This window comes from Pseudomonas sp. Tri1 (assembly GCF_017968885.1).
In the GTDB taxonomy this organism is placed as follows: Bacteria; Pseudomonadota; Gammaproteobacteria; order Pseudomonadales; family Pseudomonadaceae; genus Aquipseudomonas.
Genome location: NZ_CP072913.1, coordinates 4,325,908 through 4,347,287 on the forward strand (window position 1 = coordinate 4,325,908; position 21,380 = coordinate 4,347,287).

19 protein-coding genes are annotated in these 21,380 nt (G+C 60.4%); 12 read left to right on the plus strand and 7 right to left on the minus strand.

Going from position 1 to position 21,380, the window contains the following annotated elements; translation table 11 throughout:
- Positions 1 to 4: 4 nt before the first annotated feature.
- The 4 genes from crcB to J9870_RS18505 form a co-directional block, all read right to left on the minus strand.
- Positions 5 to 379: a fluoride efflux transporter CrcB gene (crcB, locus tag J9870_RS18490; RefSeq protein WP_134924965.1), complete on the minus strand. Its 375-nt coding sequence runs from the start codon at positions 377 to 379 to the stop codon at positions 5 to 7.
- The gene (locus tag J9870_RS18495) at positions 376 to 1,701 is read right to left on the minus strand and encodes a replication-associated recombination protein A (RefSeq protein WP_210639419.1); all 1,326 of its coding nucleotides are present in this window, start codon (positions 1,699 to 1,701) and stop codon (positions 376 to 378) included. Before J9870_RS18495 ends, crcB begins: the two co-directional genes overlap by 4 nt.
- 168 nt (positions 1,702 to 1,869) lie before the next feature.
- Positions 1,870 to 2,493 (minus strand): outer membrane lipoprotein chaperone LolA, encoded by a 624-nt coding sequence (gene lolA / locus J9870_RS18500; protein WP_003180104.1) that lies wholly within the window; start codon positions 2,491 to 2,493, stop codon positions 1,870 to 1,872.
- A 56-nt stretch (positions 2,494 to 2,549) separates the two neighbouring features.
- Positions 2,550 to 4,955: a DNA translocase FtsK gene (locus J9870_RS18505; protein WP_210639420.1), complete on the minus strand. Its 2,406-nt coding sequence runs from the start codon at positions 4,953 to 4,955 to the stop codon at positions 2,550 to 2,552.
- A 319-nt stretch (positions 4,956 to 5,274) separates the two neighbouring features.
- Between J9870_RS18505 and trxB the strand changes: the two genes are divergently transcribed.
- The 4 genes from trxB to infA all read left to right on the plus strand — a co-directional run bounded on the left by trxB (position 5,275) and on the right by infA (position 8,092).
- Positions 5,275 to 6,234 (plus strand): thioredoxin-disulfide reductase, encoded by a 960-nt coding sequence (gene trxB, locus J9870_RS18510; RefSeq protein ID WP_210639421.1) that lies wholly within the window; start codon positions 5,275 to 5,277, stop codon positions 6,232 to 6,234.
- 71 nt (positions 6,235 to 6,305) lie between these two features.
- Positions 6,306 to 6,986, plus strand: coding sequence for a leucyl/phenylalanyl-tRNA--protein transferase (gene aat, locus J9870_RS18515; protein ID WP_210639422.1), 681 nt, complete (start codon positions 6,306 to 6,308; stop codon positions 6,984 to 6,986).
- A gap of 57 nt (positions 6,987 to 7,043) precedes the next feature.
- A complete protein-coding gene (locus J9870_RS18520; RefSeq protein WP_210639423.1) occupies positions 7,044 to 7,751 on the plus strand; it encodes an arginyltransferase in 708 nt (235 codons plus the stop codon).
- Positions 7,752 to 7,873: 122 nt separating this feature from the next.
- Positions 7,874 to 8,092, plus strand: a complete 219-nt coding sequence (gene infA / locus J9870_RS18525; protein ID WP_002553999.1) for a translation initiation factor IF-1 — start codon at positions 7,874 to 7,876, stop codon at positions 8,090 to 8,092.
- 285 nt (positions 8,093 to 8,377) lie between these two features.
- Here the strand turns inward: infA and clpA are convergent, their stop codons facing one another.
- Together clpA and clpS are read right to left on the minus strand one after the other, a co-directional pair.
- Entirely contained in the window at positions 8,378 to 10,648 is a 2,271-nt protein-coding gene (clpA, locus tag J9870_RS18530) for an ATP-dependent Clp protease ATP-binding subunit ClpA (RefSeq protein WP_003203340.1), read from the minus strand.
- Positions 10,649 to 10,677: 29 nt separating this feature from the next.
- Positions 10,678 to 11,040 carry an ATP-dependent Clp protease adapter ClpS gene (gene clpS / locus J9870_RS18535; protein WP_003180089.1) on the minus strand — a complete coding sequence of 121 codons (363 nt, stop codon included), beginning with the start codon at positions 11,038 to 11,040 and terminating at the stop codon, positions 10,678 to 10,680.
- A 240-nt stretch (positions 11,041 to 11,280) separates the two neighbouring features.
- On the opposite strand from clpS, the gene cspD reads away from it, so the two are divergent.
- Complete coding sequence (cspD, locus tag J9870_RS18540; protein WP_210645327.1) at positions 11,281 to 11,532, plus strand: cold shock domain-containing protein CspD; 252 nt, start codon at positions 11,281 to 11,283, stop codon at positions 11,530 to 11,532.
- A 76-nt stretch (positions 11,533 to 11,608) separates the two neighbouring features.
- On the opposite strand, the gene icd is transcribed toward cspD, so the two are convergent.
- The gene (icd, locus tag J9870_RS18545) at positions 11,609 to 12,865 is read right to left on the minus strand and encodes an NADP-dependent isocitrate dehydrogenase (RefSeq protein ID WP_210639424.1); all 1,257 of its coding nucleotides are present in this window, start codon (positions 12,863 to 12,865) and stop codon (positions 11,609 to 11,611) included.
- A 481-nt stretch (positions 12,866 to 13,346) separates the two neighbouring features.
- Between icd and J9870_RS18550 the strand changes: the two genes are divergently transcribed.
- From J9870_RS18550 to J9870_RS18580, 7 genes are all read left to right on the plus strand, one after another.
- Positions 13,347 to 15,572, plus strand: coding sequence for an NADP-dependent isocitrate dehydrogenase (locus J9870_RS18550; RefSeq protein WP_210639425.1), 2,226 nt, complete (start codon positions 13,347 to 13,349; stop codon positions 15,570 to 15,572).
- 218 nt (positions 15,573 to 15,790) lie between these two features.
- A complete protein-coding gene (locus J9870_RS18555) occupies positions 15,791 to 16,237 on the plus strand; it encodes an NUDIX hydrolase (protein ID WP_210639426.1) in 447 nt (148 codons plus the stop codon).
- Positions 16,238 to 16,296: 59 nt separating this feature from the next.
- Positions 16,297 to 17,421, plus strand: a complete 1,125-nt coding sequence (gene mnmA, locus J9870_RS18560; RefSeq protein WP_210639427.1) for a tRNA 2-thiouridine(34) synthase MnmA — start codon at positions 16,297 to 16,299, stop codon at positions 17,419 to 17,421.
- The gene (gene hflD, locus J9870_RS18565; RefSeq protein WP_210639428.1) at positions 17,418 to 18,041 is read left to right on the plus strand and encodes a high frequency lysogenization protein HflD; all 624 of its coding nucleotides are present in this window, start codon (positions 17,418 to 17,420) and stop codon (positions 18,039 to 18,041) included. The genes mnmA and hflD overlap by 4 nt, the downstream gene beginning before the upstream one ends.
- Before the next feature lie 124 nt (positions 18,042 to 18,165).
- The gene (purB, locus tag J9870_RS18570; RefSeq protein ID WP_210639429.1) at positions 18,166 to 19,536 is read left to right on the plus strand and encodes an adenylosuccinate lyase; all 1,371 of its coding nucleotides are present in this window, start codon (positions 18,166 to 18,168) and stop codon (positions 19,534 to 19,536) included.
- 84 nt (positions 19,537 to 19,620) lie between these two features.
- Positions 19,621 to 20,787: a cupin domain-containing protein gene (locus tag J9870_RS18575; RefSeq protein ID WP_210639430.1), complete on the plus strand. Its 1,167-nt coding sequence runs from the start codon at positions 19,621 to 19,623 to the stop codon at positions 20,785 to 20,787.
- Positions 20,780 to 21,205 (plus strand): GNAT family N-acetyltransferase, encoded by a 426-nt coding sequence (locus J9870_RS18580; protein WP_092399199.1) that lies wholly within the window; start codon positions 20,780 to 20,782, stop codon positions 21,203 to 21,205. Before J9870_RS18575 ends, J9870_RS18580 begins: the two co-directional genes overlap by 8 nt.
- The last annotated feature ends 175 nt before the right edge of the window (positions 21,206 to 21,380 follow it).

A 21,380-nucleotide genomic window follows, 5' to 3' on the forward strand; every position in this document is an offset into this window, starting at 1 on the left:
GTTATCAAAGTTTGGTCAAGGACAGGCCGGCCCAGGTGGCGAGCAGCCCGCCGAATACGCTGATGGCCGCATAGCCCAGGGCCAGCGGCACTTGCCCGCTTTCCAGCAAGCGCACCGTATCCAGTGAAAAGGATGAAAAGGTCGTCAGGCCGCCAAGAAAGCCGACGATCAGGCCCGCACGCACCTCGATCGGCACTTCCGGGCGCATCAAAAACAGACCGTATAGAACACCGATCAGCAGACAGCCCACGATATTAACGGCCAGCGTCGCGGTATAGAAGTGCCGCGGCCAATTTGCGTTGATCCAGTTGCCAGTCGCGAAGCGCACCAATGTACCGGCAATGCCACCGGCGGAAACTGCAAGAATCAGGGGGATCAAGGTTTTCTCCGCTGCCGTGGACTCAAGCGGTCCAATTGCGCCAAGTGGTTGAGCTTCTCGCCGATCTTCAGCTCCAGGCCACGGGGCACCGGCTGATAGAAGCGCTGGGGTTCAAGTTCTTCGGGAAAATAGTCTTCGCCGGCGGCATAGGCGTCCGGTTCATCGTGGGCGTAACGGTACTCATCGCCATAGCCCAGTTGCTTCATGAGCTTGGTCGGCGCGTTGCGCAGGTGCAACGGCACTTCGAGGGAACCATGCTCGGTGGCGCTGCGCATCGCGGCCTTGAAGCCCATGTACACCGCATTGCTTTTCGGCGCGCAGGCCAGGTAGGTGATGGCCTGGGCCACGGCGAGCTCGCCTTCCGGGCTGCCAAGGCGTTCCTGCACATCCCAGGCTGCCAGGCACAGGCTCAGGGCCCGTGGGTCGGCGTTGCCGATGTCTTCACTGGCCATGCGCACCACCCGCCGCGCCAGGTACAACGGATCGCAACCACCGTCGATCATTCGCGCGAACCAATACAAGGCCGCGTCGGGGTTGGAGCCGCGGATGGACTTGTGCAGCGCCGAAATCTGGTCGTAGAACGCCTCGCCGCCCTTGTCGAAGCGCCGACGGGTATCACCCAACAGGCTCTGCAGCAGCTCGACGCCAATCTCGCTGTCGTCTTCGGCCAGGTCCGAGGCGTTTTCCAGCAGGTTGAGCAAGCGCCGACCATCGCCGTCGGCGGCCGAAAACAGCATCTGGAAACCTTCATCGCTAAGGCTCAAATGCCGCTTGCCCAGGCCGCGCTCCTCGGTCAGCGCCCGACGCACCAGCTTGCGCATCGCCGCTTCGTCGAGGCTCTTGAGCACATAGACCCGCGCCCGGGACAGCAACGCGTTGTTGAGTTCGAACGAGGGGTTTTCGGTGGTCGCACCGATAAAGATCAGCGTGCCGTCTTCAACGTAAGGCAGGAACGCATCCTGTTGCGATTTGTTGAAACGGTGCACTTCGTCGACGAACAGGATCGTGCGCTTGCCGTACTGCCCCGCCTGCTGCTTGGCCACTTCCACCGCCTGGCGGATTTCCTTGACCCCGGCCAACACTGCCGACACCGTTTCGAAATGCGCGTCCGAGACTTCCGCCAGCAGCCGCGCCAGGGTGGTCTTGCCCACACCCGGCGGGCCCCAGAAAATCATCGAATGCAGCGCGCCCTGCTCCAGCGCTTCGCGCAGAGGCTTGCCGCGAGCGAGCACATGCTCCTGGCCGACGTACTCATCCAGGTTGGTCGCGCGCAGGCGGGCGGCCAATGGCTGGGCAATCGGGGCGCTTCGAAACAGGTCCATGATTACTTACAAAACCTCCGCTGGGTCCTGTTGCCGATCAGTTAAACAACGAACAACGCAGCCCCCTGTGGGAGCGAGCTTGCTCGCGATAGCGGCGTGTCAGTCAACATTAATACTGACTGATCCAACGCCATCGCGAGCAAGCTCGCTCCCACAAGGACTTTGGGTTTATTCCTGGATCACATCCGCACCCTTGGGGATGTCGAACTTGAACTTGGACGCGGCGATCGGCTCGTTGGCCTTGACCCCGGTGAACAGGATATTGGTGCGCTGGCCGACGCTGTCGATCAGTTGCATGTCGTTGACCAGGCCGTTGCGGAACGACAAGCGCAGGTTGTCGAACAGGCTGTCCTTGGTCTTGGGCTTGAGGGTGAAGTCAATCACGCCACCGGCCTCCTTGGCGCTGATGTCGAAGCTCTGGCTGATCTTGGAAATATCGCCGGAGAGCAGCAATGCCGGGGTCTGGGTCAGGCGCTGGTCGAGGGTCTTGATGGTGACCTGCTCCAGGTCCGGGTCCCACAGGGAGACTTTCTTGCCATCGGAGACCATCAATTGCTCGGCCGGTGCATCGGTGTGCCAGTAGAACAGGCCCGGACGCTGCAGGGCCATGTCGCCGGCGGTCTCCTGCAACTGGGTGCCGCTGCCGTCGAGGGTCAGTTGGGAGAAGCGTGCGGTCAGGGTCTGGGAACGCTCCAGTAACTGGGTCAGGCGGGCCACATCCTTTTCATCGGCGTGGGCCGACAAGGTGGTCAGGGCCAGTACGGGCAACAGCAACATGCGAATCAGGCGCATGGGAGTCCTCATGAAGTCGTGGGGGTCGAGCGGCCTGTACCAGGCCGCTCGGGTCGTTAGTCGCGCATCGGGCCCGGCGCCAGCACTTCGCGCGAACCGTTGGTGTTCATCGCTGTCACCACACCGGCCATCTCCATGGCTTCGATCATGCGTGCGGCGCGGTTGTAGCCGATCTTGAGCTTGCGCTGAACGGCAGAAATCGAGGCCCGACGGCTTTCCAGGACGAACTGCACCGCTTCGTCATAGAGCGCATCGGTTTCAGCATCGTCGTCACCGCCGCCGCTGCTGCCTTCGAAGCCACTGCCGGCTTCTTCGACACCGTTGAGGATGTCGTCGTTGTACTCAGGGGCGCCACGCAACTTCCAGGCCTCCACCACGCGGTGTACTTCGTCATCGGAGACAAAGGCGCCGTGGACACGGATCGGCAGGCTGGTACCCGGCGGCATGTAGAGCATGTCACCGTGACCGAGCAATTGCTCGGCGCCGCCCTGGTCGATGATGGTCCGCGAATCGATCTTGCTCGACACTTGGAACGCCATGCGGGTCGGGATGTTGGCCTTGATCAGGCCGGTGATCACGTCCACCGACGGCCGCTGGGTCGCAAGAATCAAGTGGATACCGGCGGCACGGGCCTTCTGGGCAATACGGGCGATCAGCTCTTCGACCTTCTTGCCGACGATCATCATCATGTCGGCGAATTCGTCCACCACTACCACGATGGTCGGCAGCTTGTGCAGGAACGGCGCTTCATCGTGGATGTTTTCGCGGTGATACAGCGGGTCGGTCAGCGGCGTACCGGCCTCTTCGGCTTCCCTGACCTTGGCGTTGAAGCCCGACAGGTTACGCACGCCCATCTTCGCCATCAGCTTGTAGCGGCGTTCCATCTCCGCGACGCTCCAGCGCAGGGCGTTGGCGGCGTCCTTCATGTCGGTGACCACCGGACACAGCAGGTGCGGAATACCTTCGTAGATCGACAGCTCGAGCATTTTCGGGTCGATCATGATCAGCTTGGCGTCTTCCGGGCCGGACTTGAACAGAATCGACAGGATCATCGCGTTCACACCCACCGACTTACCGGAACCGGTGGTACCGGCCACCAGCAAGTGGGGCATTTTCGCCAGGTCGGTGATCACCGGCTTACCGCCGATGTCGTGGCCCAGGGCCAAGGTGACCGGCGATTTGTGGTTGTCGTACTCGGGGGTCGACAGCACTTCGGAGAAGCGCACGATCTGCCGGTCTTCGTTGGGAATCTCGATGCCCACGGTGGTCTTGCCGGGAATCACTTCCACCACCCGTACGCTGGTCACGGCCAGGGAACGCGCCAGGTCCTTGGCCAGGTTGGCGATGCGACTGACCTTCACGCCGGCGGCCGGCTGGATTTCATAACGGGTGATGACCGGGCCCGGGTGGATCGAATCCACCGAAACCTCGACGCCGAACTCCTTGAGCTTGATCTCCAGCAAGTGGCCGACAGCCGCCAGGGATTCGGGGGAATAGTTGAGCTGTTTCTTTTCAGCCGGGTCCAGGATCGAGATCGGCGGCAAGGTGCCTTCCACCGCGCTGTCGACGAACAGCGGCGCCTGTTTCTCTTTCTGCACCCGCTTGCTCTGCTCCGGCGGCTTGGCCGGGGCCATGGTAATGACCGGCGGTACCTGCTTCTCACGCTCGGACATGTGCTTGCTCAACGCCTGCTCGCGCTCGATCAGGCGCTCCTTGACCTTGGCCTGCTCGCGTTTGTCCGGCGTCGTCGGGGCCACTACGTCGTGGACCCGGTCGTCGACTTCACGCAATTGCGCCACCAGTTGCTTGCGCTCGGTGCGTGCTGCCCACCAGCGGTTCATGGCGCCCTGGATCAGTTCGATCAGGTCGAGGGTGATCTTGCCGGTGACGTCCATGACCTTGAACCATGACAGGTCGGTGAACACCGTCAGACCGAACAGGAACAGGGCGATGAACAGCAACGTGCTGCCCTGGATGTTCAGGGCGTTCTTGGCCAGGTCGCCGAGGCTTTCCCCCAGCGCGCCACCCGCCCCGGCCGGCAGGCCGGTGGGCGCGTGGAAGTGGATATGGGCCAGCGCGGCCCCAGACAGCACCAGGAACACCAGGCCGATCAGGCGCCAGGAGAACAGCCAGCCGCTCCACTGCCATGGCTCGTGGCGCTGGCGGAAGATCTGATAAGCCTTGATCGCCAGCAGCAGCGGGAAAATATAGGCGAAATAGCCCAGCACCATGAACAGGATGTCGGCGCTGTAAGAGCCGGCCGGACCGCCGAAATTCTGCACATCGTCGATCTTGCTGTTATGGCTCCAGCCCGGATCGTCCTTGCCATAGGTCAGCAAGGCCATCATGAGGAACAGGCACAAGGCACCGATGGCGATCAATGCACCTTCCTTGAGCCGGTAGTGCAATTGCTGGCGCCAGAGCGGAACGACTGTTTTAGGTGCTGCGGTGGATTTCTTCAAAACGCTTCTTTTCCTGCGCCAACGGCGCGTCCATCTGTTGAATGACTATAAAAAACTGCCCATCACGAGCAGGTAAAAAAGTGAATGTGCACAACCGGTACTACTTTTACCACTGTGACATGCATCCAGAAAACCGCAGGTGTTGCCGAAGATTCCGATCTGTAGCCCATCCTGCGTGCAAAACTCAAGCATTGTACGGGTTTGTCAGCCCCAAGGCATTGCCCGTACGCCGAGTGACAGCATAGCCAGAAACATGCTGCACAAGGGCCAATTGGAGCATGCATTCTCTTTTGTGACAAAGGCTTATGAGGTGTTTTTTATGAGCGAAGTGAAGCATTCACGCCTGATCATTCTCGGTTCCGGTCCTGCTGGGTATAGCGCCGCTGTCTATGCCGCCCGCGCCAACCTCAAACCCGTTGTCATTACCGGCTTGCAGGCCGGTGGCCAGCTCACCACCACGGTGGAAGTCGATAATTGGCCCGGCGATGTCGAAGGCCTCACCGGCCCGGCACTGATGGAGCGCATGCAGCGGCACGCCGAGCGCTTCGACACTCAGATCGTCTACGACCATATCCACACCGCCAAGTTGCAACAGCGCCCATTCGTGCTCATCGGCGACAGCGGCACCTACACCTGTGACGCGCTGATCATCGCCACCGGCGCTTCGGCCCAGTACCTGGGCCTGCCCTCGGAGGAAACCTTCGCCGGCAAAGGCGTTTCAGCCTGTGCAACCTGCGATGGTTTTTTCTATCGAAACCAGGTGGTGGCCGTGGTCGGCGGCGGTAACACCGCGGTCGAAGAAGCTTTGTACCTGTCGAACATCGCCAGGGAGGTGCACCTGATCCACCGCCGCGACAAGCTGCGCTGCGAGAAAATATTGCAGGATAAACTCTTCGAAAAAGCCACCAACGGCAACATCCAGCTGCACTGGAAGCAGAATCTGGATGAAGTCCTGGGCGACGCCAGCGGCGTGACCGGCGCACGCCTGCGGCACAGCGAGACTGGCGAAACCAGCACCTTATCCCTGGCCGGGGTGTTCATCGCCATTGGTCACAAACCCAACACCGAGCTGTTCCAAGGCCAGTTGAACATGCGCGACGGCTACCTGCTCGTGCGCGGCGGCAGCGAGGGCAACGCCACCGCGACCGATATTGAAGGTGTATTCGCGGCTGGCGATGTAGCCGATCATGTCTACCGCCAAGCCATTACCTCTGCCGGCGCCGGCTGCATGGCGGCACTCGACGCGGAGAAGTATCTCGATGACATCCCTGCCGCTTGACGGTTAACCTTCAGGTGGGCGCCGTCTATCGGGCAGGCCCACCGCCCTCCCCTTCTGCAAGCCGAATAACGATGCTGACCTGGTTACAACGCAATACTTTTGATTTCCCGCCATTGGCAAAAGCCATGCGCGAACCCAACGGGCTATTGGCCGCCGGTGGCGACCTGTCTGCCGACCGACTGATCCAGGCCTATCGCCATGGCTGCTTCCCCTGGTTTTCCGAGGGCCAACCGATTTTGTGGTGGTCCCCAGACCCACGCACCGTGCTGTTTCCCGACGAACTGCATGTGTCCCGCAGCCTGGGCAAGCTTTTACGCAAGCGGCGCTATGAAGTGACCTTCGACACCGACTTTGCGGCGGTCATCAAGGCCTGCGCCGAGCCGCGGGACTATGCCGATGGCACCTGGATCACCGAAGCCATGCAGACCGCTTATCTGGAGCTGCACCGGCGCGGCTTCGCCCATTCGGTAGAGGTCTGGGACCAGGGCGAACTGGTGGGCGGCCTGTACGGCCTGGCCATGGGGCAGCTGTTTTTTGGCGAGTCCATGTTCAGTCGAGCCGACAATGCGTCGAAATTCGGCTTCGCGACGCTGGTCCAACACCTCAAGGCGGCTGGTTTTGTGCTGATCGACTGCCAGATGCCCACCGAGCATCTGCACAGCCTGGGCGCCCGTTCGATTCCACGGACCGAGTTTGCTGGCTATCTCAAGGCCCATCTGGATCAACCCAACCACGCAACCTGGGTTTGCTGAGCGACATTCGCGCGCGTGGCTTACACTTAAATTTAAAAGCTTATCCGAGGGTTGATCATGACCGAGTTGGCGCGTTTGAAGTTCTATGCCACTCAGCCTCACTCTTGCAGTTACCTGCCCGAGGAGCAGGCCACCACGCTGTTCCTCGACCCCAGCCAGCCCATGGATGTGCATGTCTATGCAGACCTGTCGGAGATGGGCTTTCGTCGCAGCGGCGATCACCTCTACCGGCCCCATTGCCAACATTGCAATGCGTGCGTTCCGGCGCGCATTCCCGTGGCTCAATTTACCCCCAATCGCCAGCAGAAGCGCATCTTCAAGCGCAACGCCGACCTGCAGGTCCGGCCGGCCAAGCCGCAGTTCAGCGAAGAATATTTCGACCTGTACCAACGCTATATCGAGCAACGCCACGCCGATGGCGATATGTACCCGCCCAGTCGCGATCAGTTTTCGACCTTTCTGGTGCGTGACCTGCCGTTTTCCCGATTCTATGAGTTCCGCCTCGAAGGACGCTTGGTGGCCATCGCCGTCACGGACCTGCTGCCCAATGGCCTTTCAGCGGTGTATACCTTCTATGAACCAGACGAAGAACGGCGCAGCCTGGGGCGTTTTGCCATTCTCTGGCAAATCAACGAAGCCCGGCGCCTGGGGCTGGAAGCGGTATACCTGGGCTACTGGATCAAGAACTGCAAAAAAATGAATTACAAGACCCAATATCGCCCCATTGAACTGCTGATTAATCAGCGATGGGTTGTCCTCAGCTAGAACCCTTCGGCTTAAACGTTAGAACCCCTTGGCTTGCCCCCCCTTTTTCGGGCACAATGCACGCCGCTTTTGCCTGGCGCAGTTGCACCGGGCCATTCACTGGATACCGAGGGCTTTACTGCATGTCGAAAGAAGACAGCTTCGAAATGGAAGGCACTGTCGTCGACACCCTGCCCAACACCATGTTTCGTGTGGAGTTGGAAAATGGGCACGTCGTAACCGCGCATATCTCCGGCAAGATGCGCAAGAACTACATTCGTATTCTTACCGGTGACAAAGTGCGCGTCGAGCTGACGCCCTATGACTTGAGCAAAGGGCGCATCACTTACCGCGCTCGCTAACAAGTCAATACAAAACGCCCGGCTGATGCCGGGCGTTTTTGTTTGCCCGCGATTTGCCCCTCTCTCCATGAACACACAAAACCCTGCGGGAGCGAGCCTGCTCGCGATAGCGGTGGGTCAGCCCGCACCGATGCCGAATGTACCGCCACCATCGCGAGCAAGCTCGCTCCCACAGGGGATTGGCGGTGAAACACAATTTTGTGTCATGCACCCATAGGGTTTGGTGCGGACTCGGAATAGCAAAAAGGCGCCTTTCGGCGCCTTTTGCTTTGTTGCTGGTATCGATCAGGCCATTTCGGCCGTGGTTTCGAAGTCGAAGGTCAGTTCGCCGTCCTTGATGTCGATGTGGACCACACCGCCATGTTCGGCCAATTCGCCAAAGAGGATTTCCTCGGCCAGCGGACGCTTGATCTTGTCCTGGATCAGGCGAGCCATTGGTCGTGCCCCCATCGTCACATCGTAACCACCTTCGGCCAGCCAGCTGCGAGCCGCGTCGGTGACCTCCAGCAGCACACGCTTGTCTTCGAGCTGCGCCTGAAGTTCGGTAAGGAACTTGTCCACCACGCTTTTGATGACCTCATGGCTGAGGCGACCAAACTGGATAATGGTGTCCAGGCGATTGCGGAACTCAGGCGTGAAGCTCTTCTTGATCACTTCCATCGCATCGGACGAATGGTCCTGATGGGTGAAACCGATCGAAGCGCGCGCGGCGGTTTCGGCACCGGCGTTCGTGGTCATGATGATGATCACGTTGCGGAAGTCCGCCTTGCGCCCGTTGTTGTCGGTCAGCGTACCGTGGTCCATGACCTGCAGCAGCAGGTTGAAGACTTCCGGATGCGCCTTCTCGATCTCATCGAGCAACAGCACGCAGTGTGGCTGCTTGGTGATAGCTTCGGTCAGCAGGCCGCCCTGGTCGAAACCGACATAGCCCGGAGGCGCACCGATCAGACGCGACACGGTGTGGCGCTCCATGTACTCGGACATGTCGAAGCGAACCAGCTCGATCCCCATCGCCTTGGCCAGTTGCCGCGCCGCCTCGGTCTTGCCGACCCCGGTAGGCCCAGCGAACAGGAAGGAACCCACCGGCTTGTCTGGCGATTTGAGACCGGCGCGAGACAGCTTGATAGCAGTCGACAGTGAATCGATGGCTGCATCCTGACCGAACACGGTCAGCTTCAGGTCACGCTCCAGGTTACGCAGCAGCTCCTTGTCGGAACTGGTGACGTGCTTAGGCGGAATCCGCGCGATTTTCGCCACGATGTCCTCGACTTGAGGCACTTCGATGCGTTTGACGCGTTTCTCCACCGGCTGCAGGCGCTGGTAGGCACCCGCCTCGTCGATGACGTCGATGGCCTTGTCCGGCATGTGCCGGTCATTGATATAGCGCGAGGCCAGTTCCGCTGCTGCACGCAGGGCTTCATCACTGTATTCGATGTTGTGGTGCAGCTCGAACCGCCCTTTCAGGCCGCGCAGGATGCCAATGGTGTCTTCCACCGAAGGCTCCGACACATCGACCTTCTGGAAGCGTCGGGCCAGGGCACGGTCTTTCTCGAAGATCCCGCGAAATTCCTGGAACGTCGTCGAACCGATGCAACGGATATCACCCGATGACAGCAACGGCTTGAGCAGGTTGGAGGCATCCATGACACCACCGGAGGCAGCCCCGGCACCGATGATGGTGTGGATTTCATCGATGAACAGGATCGCTTGCGGACGTTTTTTCAGCTCGCCGAGCAACGCCTTGAAGCGCTTCTCGAAGTCGCCGCGGTACTTGGTGCCAGCCAGCAAGGCACCCAGGTCGAGGGAATAGACCACGCTGTTGGCCAGCAGGTCCGGCACCTGGTTGTCGACGATGCGTTTGGCCAGGCCTTCGGCAATCGCCGTCTTGCCCACGCCCGCCTCGCCCACCAGCAGGGGATTGTTCTTGCGACGCCGAGCCAGGATCTGCGCAACGCGCTCGACCTCTGCCTCGCGCCCTACCAGTGGATCGATGCGTCCCTGGCGTGCCAGCTCGTTCAGATTGCTGGCATAGGCGTCCAGTGGATTGCCCGAAGAAGAAGACTCACCGCCCTCGTCGTCCTGCATATCCTGCTCACCCTCGGAGTGATCGCCATGCCCGGGCACCTTGGAGATGCCATGGGCGATGTAGTTGACGACATCGATGCGCGCAACGCTCTGCTGCTTGAGCAGGAAAACCGCCTGGCTTTCCTGTTCGCTGAAGATAGCGACCAGCACGTTGGCGCCGGTGACTTCACGCTTGCCCGAGCTCTGTACATGAAAGACAGCACGCTGCAGGACACGCTGGAAGCCCAGGGTTGGCTGGGTTTCCCGATCCTCGTCATGCACGGGGATCAGCGGCGTGGTGGAGTCGATGAACTCCTGCAGATCATGCTTGAGTTTATCGAGGTTCGCGCCGCAGGCACGCAAAACGGTGGCGGCAGCCTCGTTATCCAATAGGGCCAGCAAAAGGTGCTCGACGGTCATGAATTCATGACGCTTCGAACGAGCCTCCTTGAAGGCAAGATTGAGGGTGACTTCGAGCTCGCGGTTTAACATAGCTTCACCTCATACCCAAGTGGTCGGCGTTAACCGTCCTTCTCGATTTCACAGAGTAGCGGATGCTGGCTTTCCCGGGCGTACTGGTTGACCTGCATGGCCTTTGTCTCGGCGATGTCGCGGGTAAACACTCCACATACTGCCCGTCCCTCTGTATGGACGGCCAGCATGACCTTGGTCGCCAGCTCGCGATTCAGGTTAAAAAACACCTCGAGCACTTCGACGACGAAATCCATCGGTGTGTAGTCATCGTTGAACAAAACCACCTTGTACATCGGTGGCGCCTGTAATGCAGGCTTTGCCTCCTGAACAGCGATGCCTGCGGAATCGTCGTCGTGTAGATCCGGGCGATCCTGATTGAATGTTAGTCGAATCTGGCTGACTGCATGCATGGAAAGAAAGGTTCGTTTAGTTGGCGAATACAGTGATGGGGGCGCTTGCGGGCAATTTCAACCGCGACAACCCGGTCACCTTGACTATCGGCAAAACGGTGTTACAACCAATAGAGCCCATCGTGGGTCAAAAAGGTCCGTGGAATCTATCCTGTCAACAGATTAGCCTGCGGATGAACTGGATGATACTCCAGTGATGGAGTGTGTTGCAGAGGGATATGGTTTATGTCGGTCGTCAAGATGAATGGCAAGGTGAAATGGTTCAACAATGCCAAGGGCTTCGGTTTCATTATCGCCGCCGGCATGGATGAAGACCTGTTCACCCATTACTCGGCAATCAACATGGATGGTTATAAAACCCTGAAGGCCGGACAGCCTGTGAAATTCGACGTCATCCAGGGACCCAAGGGCCTGCACGCGGTCAATATCGAGGTGCTCACCGCTGAAGAGGCACCCGTACCTGTCAAGACCAGAGTCACTGAGAACCATTGACCGGCTGTCGTCTCCCGGACAAAAAATGCCCGACTCGATCACTCGAGCCGGGCATTGTTGCTGAGCGTCGATACGCTTACATGTGCGAGATCAGCGCATCGCCGAAGCCCGAGGACGAAACCAGCTTGGCGCCCTCCATCAGACGTTCGAAGTCATAGGTCACGGTCTTGGCCGAAATCGCGCCGTTGGTGCCCTTGATGATCAGGTCGGCCGCTTCGATCCATCCCATGTGGCGCAGCATCATTTCAGCCGACAGGATCAGCGACCCCGGGTTGACCTGATCCTTGCCCGCGTACTTGGGCGCAGTGCCATGGGTGGCTTCGAACATTGCCACGGTGTCAGACAGGTTGGCACCCGGCGCAATGCCGATACCACCCACTTCCGCCGCCAGGGCGTCGGAGAGATAGTCGCCGTTGAGGTTCAGGGTCGCAATCACGTCATATTCGGCCGGACGCAGCAGGATCTGCTGGAGCATGGCGTCGGCAATGGCGTCCTTGACGATGACATTCTTGCCAGTCCTCGGGTTCTTGAACTGCATCCACGGCCCGCCGTCGAGCAGGGTCGCGCCAAACTCCTCGGCCGCCACTTCGTAGGCCCATTCCTTGAAGGCACCTTCGGTGAACTTCATGATGTTGCCTTTGTGCACGATGGTCAGCGAATCGCGATCATTGTCGACAACATATTGCAAGGCCTTGCGAGCCAGGCGCTTGGTGCCCTGCTTGGAAACCGGCTTGATGCCGATGCCGCAGTCCTGGTCGAAACGGATCTTGGTCACACCCATTTCTTCTTTCAGGAACTTGATGACCTTGGTGGCTTCAGGCGAACCGGCCTTCCACTCGATGCCCGCGTAGATGTCTTCGGAGTTCTCGCGAAAGATCGTCATGTCCACGTCGCCAGGCTTCTTGACCGGGCTGGGTACACCTTCGAACCAGCGCACCGGGCGCAGGCACACATACAGGTCAAGCTGTTGGCGCAGGGCCACGTTCAACGAACGGATACCACCACCGACCGGCGTGGTCAGCGGCCCCTTGATGGAAACCACGTAGTCCTTGACCGCGTCCAGGGTTTCCTGGGGAAGCCAGGTGTCCTGGTCGTAAACCTGAGTCGCTTTCTCACCGGCATAGACTTCCATCCAGGAAATCTTGCGCTTGCCGCCATAGGCCTTCTGAACCGCAGCGTCCACAACCTTGATCATGACCGGACTGATATCGACGCCAATGCCGTCGCCTTCGATGAAGGGGATGATCGGGTTGTCGGGAACATTAAGAGAATGGTCTGCATTGACGGTGATTTTGTCACCGACGGCTGGAACCTGAATCTTTTGATACCCCATGCTGAACTCCATTGCTTGGATTGAACATCTGGCTGCGTTCGAGCGTACCCCAGTTGAATCGGCGCGCAAACCCTACGTTCGGCTCATGCGGCATAAAGCGCCGCAGTTGGTGGTGTACAAGCCTGAAAACCAAGGGAAAAGCGCCAAACATGAGCATAGCCTGCCACCGTCGTCCTGCGACGTTTAGACCAATGGACGTGTACGGAAGTCTATGAACCATCGGCAGATTGCCAGCTACCTATGTATAATGCCGCCGCTGACCACAGGGTCACGACGGCCGACGGCTCTACGACAGGACTTTCGGCCCGTAAAAAGCCGGACCGTTACCGCGGCCCGACCGCTTGACGCTCGACTGATGCACCCAACATCACCGCGAAGAAACCTCGACATTCGGCTCATGGATGACTTTGAACGAACGCGCTTACCCGGCGCCCCTCGAGTTTCTGCGCATGCTTTAGCAAAGAAGAGAGTTAATCCGAATATGCCCACCCGCTCGAAGATCATCTATACCTTCACCGACGAAGCTCCCGCCCTCGCCACCTATTCGCTGCTGCCGATCGTCGAAGCCTTTACCGCTCCGGCCGATATCGCCGTGGAAACCCGCGATATCTCCCTCGCAGGGCGCATCCTGGCCAGCTTCCCCGAGCAACTGGGTGACAAAGCCGTAGCCGACCACCTCGCCGAACTGGGCGACCTGGCCGTTACGCCTGAAGCCAACATCATCAAGCTGCCGAACATCAGCGCCTCGGTGCCGCAACTGCAGGCCGCGATCAAGGAATTGCAGGCCCAGGGCTACGCGCTGCCGGACTACCCGGAAACCGTAACCAGCGACGCCGACAAAGAAGCCAAGGCCCGCTACGACAAAATCAAGGGCAGCGCCGTGAACCCGGTCCTGCGTGAAGGCAACTCCGACCGCCGCGCACCACTGTCGGTCAAGAACTACGCGCGCAAGCACCCGCACAAGATGGGCGCCTGGGCAGCCGACTCCAAGTCCCACGTGGCCCACATGAGCACTGGTGATTTCTACGGCAGCGAAAAAGCCGCCCTGATCGACGCCGCCGGCAGCGTGAAAATCGAGCTGATCGCCCAGGACGGCACCGCCACTGTCCTGAAGGAAAAAACCACCGTACAAGCCGGTGAGATCCTCGACTGCGCCGTGATGAGCAAAAACGCCCTGCGCGACTTCATCGCCGCTGAAATCGAAGACGCCAAGCAAAAAGGCGTCCTGCTGTCGGTTCACCTCAAGGCCACCATGATGAAGGTCTCCGACCCGATCATGTTCGGCCAGATCGTCGCCGAGTTCTATAAAGAAGCTCTGGCCAAGCACGCCCAAGTGCTGGAGCAGATCGGCTTCAACCTGAACAACGGCATCGGCGACCTGTACGCCCGCATCAAGGCCCTGCCGGCCGAGCAGCAGGCGCAGATCGAAGCCGACATCCAGGCGGTCTACGCGGCGCGCCCATCCCTGGCGATGGTCAACTCCGACAAAGGCATCACCAACCTGCACGTGCCGAGCGACGTCATCGTCGACGCCTCGATGCCGGCCATGATCCGTGACTCCGGCAAGATGTGGGGCACCGACGGCCAGTTGCACGACACCAAGGCTGTGATCCCGGATCGCTGCTACGCCACCATCTACCAGGCGGTGATCGAAGACTGCACGCAACACGGCGCCTTCGACCCAACCACCATGGGCAGCGTGCCGAACGTCGGCCTGATGGCCAAGAAAGCCGAAGAGTACGGTTCCCACGACAAGACCTTCCAGGTCAAGGTCAACGGCGTGGTGCGCGTTTCCGACAGCAACGGTCGCACCCTGCTGGAGCAGAACGTCGAGGCTGGCGACATCTTCCGCATGTGCCAGACCAAGGACGCGCCAATCCAGGACTGGGTCAAACTGGCCGTCAACCGTGCCCGCGCCAGCAGCACCCCGGCGATTTTCTGGCTCGACCCAATGCGCGCCCATGACGGTGTGGTGATCGAAAAAGTCCAGACTTACCTGAAGGACTACGACACTGCCGGCCTGGACATCCGCATCATGTCGCCGGTCGACGCGATGAAGTTCACCCTGGCCCGCACCCGCGAAGGCAAGGACACCATTTCGGTGACCGGCAACGTGCTGCGCGACTACCTGACCGACCTGTTCCCGATCATGGAACTGGGCACCAGCGCCAAGATGCTGTCCATCGTGCCGCTGATGAACGGCGGTGGCCTGTTCGAAACCGGCGCCGGCGGTTCGGCACCCAAGCACGTTCAGCAACTGCTGGAAGAGAACTTCCTGCGTTGGGATTCCCTGGGTGAGTTCCTGGCCCTGGCCGCCTCCCTCGAGCACCTGGGCGTGACCTACAACAACCCTAAAGCCCTGGTGCTGGCCAAGACCCTGGACCAGGCTACCGGTGAGTTCCTGGACCGCAACAAGTCGCCTTCGCGCAAGGTCGGCGGTATCGACAACCGTGGCAGCCACTTCTACCTGACCCTGTTCTGGGCGCAGGCACTGGCCGCTCAAAACGACGATGCAGCCCTCAAGGCTCAGTTCACCGCCCTGGCCAAGACGCTGACCGACAACGAAGAGAAAATCGTTGCCGAACTCAACGCCGTTCAAGGCAAGCCCGTGGACATCGGCGGTTACTACTTCGCCAACCCTGAGCTGACCAGCAAGGCCATGCGCCCGAGCGCCACCTTCAACGCGGCGATTGCTGCGCTGGTGTAAGGTTGTAAGGGAACATCACAAACCCCGGCCTGGTGCCGGGGTTTGTGTTTCCGGACACACCATATTTCCCCTGACAACACAATATTCCCCTGTGGGAGCGAGCTTGCTCGCGATAGCGATATAACATTCAACATTGATATTGACTGACCCACCGCTATCGCGAGCAAGCTCGCTCCCACAGTGGCCCGCATTCCAATCTGAGAAATCTAGGAAACGCTATGGACTGGAAACCCCACATCACCGTCGCCACCATCGTCGAAAACAACGGCCGCTTCCTGATGGTGGAGGAGTCCAAAGGCGGACGCGCAGTGCTCAACCAGCCCGCCGGCCACCTGGACCCGGACGAAACCTTGATCGAAGCCGCCGTGCGTGAAACCCTGGAGGAAACCGGCTGGGACGTCGAACTCACCAACGTGGTGGGCATCTACCTGTACACCGCCCCCAGCAACGGCGTGACCTACCAACGGGTCTGTTTCGCCGCCAAGGCCTTGAACCACCGCCCCGACTATCAATTGGACGACGGCATCCTCGGCGCCAAATGGCTGAGCCGTGACGAACTGCTCGAACAGCGCGACCACTGGCGCAGCGAGCTGATCATCCGCTGCATCGACGATTATCTGGCCGGTCATCGCCACAGCCTGACGCTGATCCGTCCTTCTCTTTAGCCTTGTGCGCCCGGGCCTGATAGAATCGCGTCCTTTTTCAAGACACTCATTGAACTCCTATGCGTGATCCAGCCCCTTCTGACACCCCCAAGAAGCGCGTCATTGTCGGCATGTCCGGCGGCGTGGACTCTTCCGTTTCCGCCCTACTGCTGATCGAGCAGGGTTATGAGGTGGAAGGCCTGTTCATGAAGAACTGGGAAGAAGACGACGGAACCGAATACTGCACCGCCATGGACGACCTCGCGGACGCCCAGGCCGTGTGCGACAAGATCGGCATCAAGCTGCACACCGCCAACTTCGCCGCCGAGTACTGGGACAACGTGTTCGAACACTTCCTGGCCGAATACAAGGCCGGCCGCACGCCGAACCCGGACATCCTGTGCAACCGTGAAATCAAGTTCAAGGCGTTCCTCGACTACGCCATGATGCTCGGCGCCGACCTGATCGCCACCGGCCACTACGTGCGCCGCCGCGACATCGACGGACGTACCGAGCTGCTCAAGGGCCTGGACCCGAACAAGGACCAGAGCTACTTCCTGCACGCCGTCGGTGGCGAACAGATTGCCAAGACCCTGTTCCCGGTAGGCGAACTGGAAAAGCCCGAAGTGCGTGCGATCGCTGAAAAACACCAGCTCGCCACCGCCAAGAAGAAGGACTCCACCGGCATCTGCTTCATCGGCGAGCGCCGCTTCAGCGACTTCCTCAAGCAGTACCTGCCGGCCCAGCCAGGCGAGATCAAGACCACCGAAGGCGAGGTCATCGGCCGCCACCATGGCCTGATGTATCACACTATCGGCCAGCGCCAGGGCCTGGGCATCGGCGGCTTGAAGGATGCCGGCGAAGAGCCGTGGTACGTGTTGATCAAGGACCTGGAGCACAACGAGCTGATCGTCGGCCAGGGCAACGACCATCCGTGGCTGTTTTCCCGCGCCCTGCTCGCCTCCGACATCTACTGGGTCAACCCGGTCGACCTCAGCGAACCGCGCCGCCTGACGGCCAAGGTTCGCTACCGCCAGAGCGACCAACCCTGCACCTTGGAAAAAACCGCCACGGGCTACCGGGCCATTTTCGATGATCCCCAGCGCGCGGTCACACCCGGTCAGTCCGTGGTGTTCTACGACGGCGAAATTTGCCTGGGCGGTGGCGTGATCGAAGTCGCAGAGCCCTGGAGCAGCAAGGCATGACCCCGATTCAAGAGCAACTGACGGCATTGGGCGGCGTGTTTCTCGCCGCCGTGCTGGTGGACCGGATCGCCAAGACCGGCCAGGCCACCGAAGCGGGCCTGAGCTGCATGCTCGGCAGCTTGCTGGTTCGCGACCCCAAGGACACCCTGGAAGTCTACGGTGGCGACGACCTGAACCTGCGTGAAGGTTACCGTGCGCTGGTCGGCGCCCTGGAGCGCGACCCCAGCGCCCTGCAACGCGAGCCGCTGCGTTATGCCCTGTCGATGCTGGGTCTTGAACGTCAGTTGGCCAAGCGCGACGACTTGCTGGAGACCATCGGCAAACGCCTGCCGCAGATCCAATCCCAGGTCGAACACTTCGGCCCGTCCCACGAAAACGTCATCGCCGCCTGCGGCGCGCTGTACCAGGACACCCTGAGCACCCTGCGCCAGCGCATCCAGGTGCACGGCGACATGCGCAACCTGCAGCAACCGAGCAACGCCTCCAAGATCCGCGCCCTGTTGCTGGCCGGGATTCGCTCGGCACGGCTGTGGCGGCAATTGGGCGGCCATCGCTGGCAGTTGGTGATCAGCCGGCGCAAATTGCTGAAAGAGCTTTACCCGTTGATGCGCAACGAATAAGTCGCCTCAACCCACTTTTGTACATCGTTACGCGTAATACGCCGGTCAGTTGGCGACGGACCGGCGCTGGTTTTCATGTATGATACGCGCCCCATTTCGTTGCCCGACTGTCCGAGAACACCCCATGCAGCTCTCTTCGCTCACTGCGGTTTCCCCTGTTGACGGCCGCTACGCCGGCAAAACCCAGGCCCTGCGCCCGATTTTCAGCGAGTACGGCTTGATCCGTGCCCGTGTCCTGGTTGAAGTGCGCTGGCTCCAGCGCCTGGCCGCCCACCCTGCCATCAGCGAAGTCCCGGCGTTTTCCGCCGAAGCCAACGCGGTACTGAACACCCTGGCAGAAAACTTTGTGCTGGAGCACGCCGAGCGCGTCAAAGAAATCGAGCGCACCACCAACCACGACGTCAAGGCCATCGAATACCTGCTCAAGGAGCAGGCGGCCAAGCTGCCGGAGCTGGCCAACGTCAGCGAATTCATCCACTTCGCCTGCACCAGCGAGGACATCAACAACCTGTCCCACGCCCTGATGCTGCGCGAAGGCCGTGATGAGGTGATGTTGCCGCTGATGCGCCAGACCGCCCAGGCCATCCGCGAGCTGGCAATCCGCTTCGCCGACGTACCGATGCTGTCGCGCACCCACGGTCAACCGGCTTCGCCGACCACCTTGGGCAAGGAACTGGCGAACGTGGTGTATCGCCTGGAGCGCCAGATCGCCCAGGTCGCCGCCGTGCCGCTGCTGGGCAAGATCAACGGCGCCGTGGGCAACTACAACGCCCACCTGTCGGCCTACCCGGACATCGACTGGGAAGCCAACGCCCGCGCCTTCATCGAAGACGAGCTGGGCCTGAGCTTCAACCCGTACACCACCCAGATCGAACCGCACGACTACATCGCCGAGCTGTTCGACGCGATCGCCCGTTTCAACACCATCCTGATCGACTTCGACCGTGACATCTGGGGCTACATCTCCCTGGGTTATTTCAAGCAGCGCACCATTGCCGGTGAAATCGGTTCCTCGACCATGCCGCACAAGGTCAACCCGATCGACTTCGAAAACTCCGAAGGCAACCTGGGCATCGCCAACGCGCTGTTCCAGCACTTGGCGAGCAAACTGCCGATCTCCCGCTGGCAGCGCGACCTGACTGACTCCACCGTGCTGCGTAACTTGGGCGTGGGTTTTGCCCACAGCGTCATTGCCTACGAAGCCAGCCTCAAGGGCATCAGCAAGCTGGAATTGAACGAGCAGAAAATCGCCGCCGACCTGGACGCATGCTGGGAAGTCCTGGCCGAGCCGATCCAAACGGTGATGCGTCGCTACAACATCGAAAACCCGTATGAAAAGCTGAAAGAACTGACCCGTGGCAAGGGCATCAGCCCTGAAGCGTTGCAGACTTTCATCGATGGCCTGGACATGCCCGCCGACGCCAAGGCAGAGCTGAAAAAGCTGACCCCGGCCAGCTATATCGGCAACGCAGCGGCACAAGCCAAGCGCATCTGATACATCGCTTTACCTTTGAGACGCCCGGCCGCGCCGGGCGTTTTTATTCGCGGCTGAAAAGTAATTTTTTTCAATAGGTTACACATGAATCCTGATATTCCTCTGCAACTCCTGGGCGGCATCACGGCACGGGAGTTCCTGCGCGACTACTGGCAGAAAAAACCGCTGCTGATCCGTCAGGCGATTCCTGACTTCCAAAGCCCCCTGGATGCCGACGAGCTGGCCGGTTTGGCGCTGGAAGAAGAAGTCGAATCGCGCCTGGTGATCGAGCACGGCGAACGTCCCTGGGAATTGCGCCGCGGCCCGTTCGCCGAAGATGAATTCAGCAAACTGCCGGAGCGCGAGTGGACCCTGCTGGTGCAGGCCGTCGACCAGTTCGTACCGGAGGTCAGCGAACTGCTGGAGCACTTCCGCTTCCTGCCGAGCTGGCGCATCGACGATGTGATGATCAGCTTCGCTGCCCCCGGCGGCAGTGTTGGCCCGCACTTCGATAACTACGACGTGTTCCTGCTGCAAGGCCATGGCCAGCGCAACTGGAAAATTGGCCAGATGTGCGACTCCGAAACCCCGCTGCTGCAGCACGCTGACCTGCGCATCCTCGCCGACTTCGAGGCCACCGACGAGTGGACCCTGGAACCGGGCGACATGCTCTATCTGCCGCCGCGCCTGGCCCATTGCGGCGTAGCCGTGGATGACTGCATGACCTATTCGGTGGGCTTCCGGGCACCGAGCGCGGCCGAAGTGCTGACCCACTTCACCGATTTCCTCAGCCAGTTCCTGCCGGACGAAGAGCGCTACACCGACGCCGATGCGCGACCCGTGGCCGACCCGCACCAGATCCAGCACGATGCCCTCGACCGCCTCAAGGGCCTGCTGGCCGAGCACATGAGCGACGAGCGCTTGCTACTGACCTGGTTCGGCCAGTTCATGACCGAGCCGCGCTACCCGGAACTGGTGGTGGGGCCGGAGCTGGAAGAAGACGACCTGCTGGCCAGCCTGGAACAAGGCGCAGTGATCATCCGCAACCCAAGCGCGCGCCTGGCCTGGTCGGAAGTCGATGATGACCTGCTGTTGTTCGCCAGCGGCCAAAGCCGTTATCTGCCAGGCAAGCTGCGCGAGCTGTTGAAAATGATCTGCGCCGCCGACGCCCTGCACAGCGAAAACCTTGGCCCGTGGCTGACCGATGAAGACGGCCGCGGCCTGATCTGCGAGCTGGTCAAGCAAGGTAGCCTGGGGTTCGCCGATGAATAAAATTCACGTTCGTGTCGCAGACTGGCAAAAGGACAACGCCGAGATCCGGCGCATTCGTGAGACCGTGTTCATTGCCGAGCAATCCGTCCCGCCTGAGCTGGAATGGGATGCCGACGATCAGGGCGCGGTGCATTTTTTGGCGTTTGAAGGCGACTTCCCCATCGGCACAGCGCGCCTGTTGACCGACGGCCATATCGGCCGTGTTTCGGTCCTCAAGGACTGGCGCGGCCTGAAGGTGGGCGATGCACTGATGCACGCCGTGATCGCCGAAGCCGAGAAACGCGGGCTCAAGCAACAGATGCTCAGCGCCCAGGTGCATGCCACGCCGTTCTATGAGCGCCTGGGTTTTGCCGTGGTCAGTGAGGAGTTCCTGGAAGCCGGAATTCCTCATGTGGACATGGTTCGCCATTCGGCCTGAAACCGCAGCGCGACCATCGCGAGCAAGCTCGCTCCCACAGGGACCTGCGGTGAACAGAGATTTCGTGTACATCACTATTCCAATGTGGGAGCGAGCTTGCTCGCGATGAGGCCCTGAAGAACACCACAAAACGCCCCGCCATCCACCGATGTCGGGGCGTTTTGCCGTCTACCAT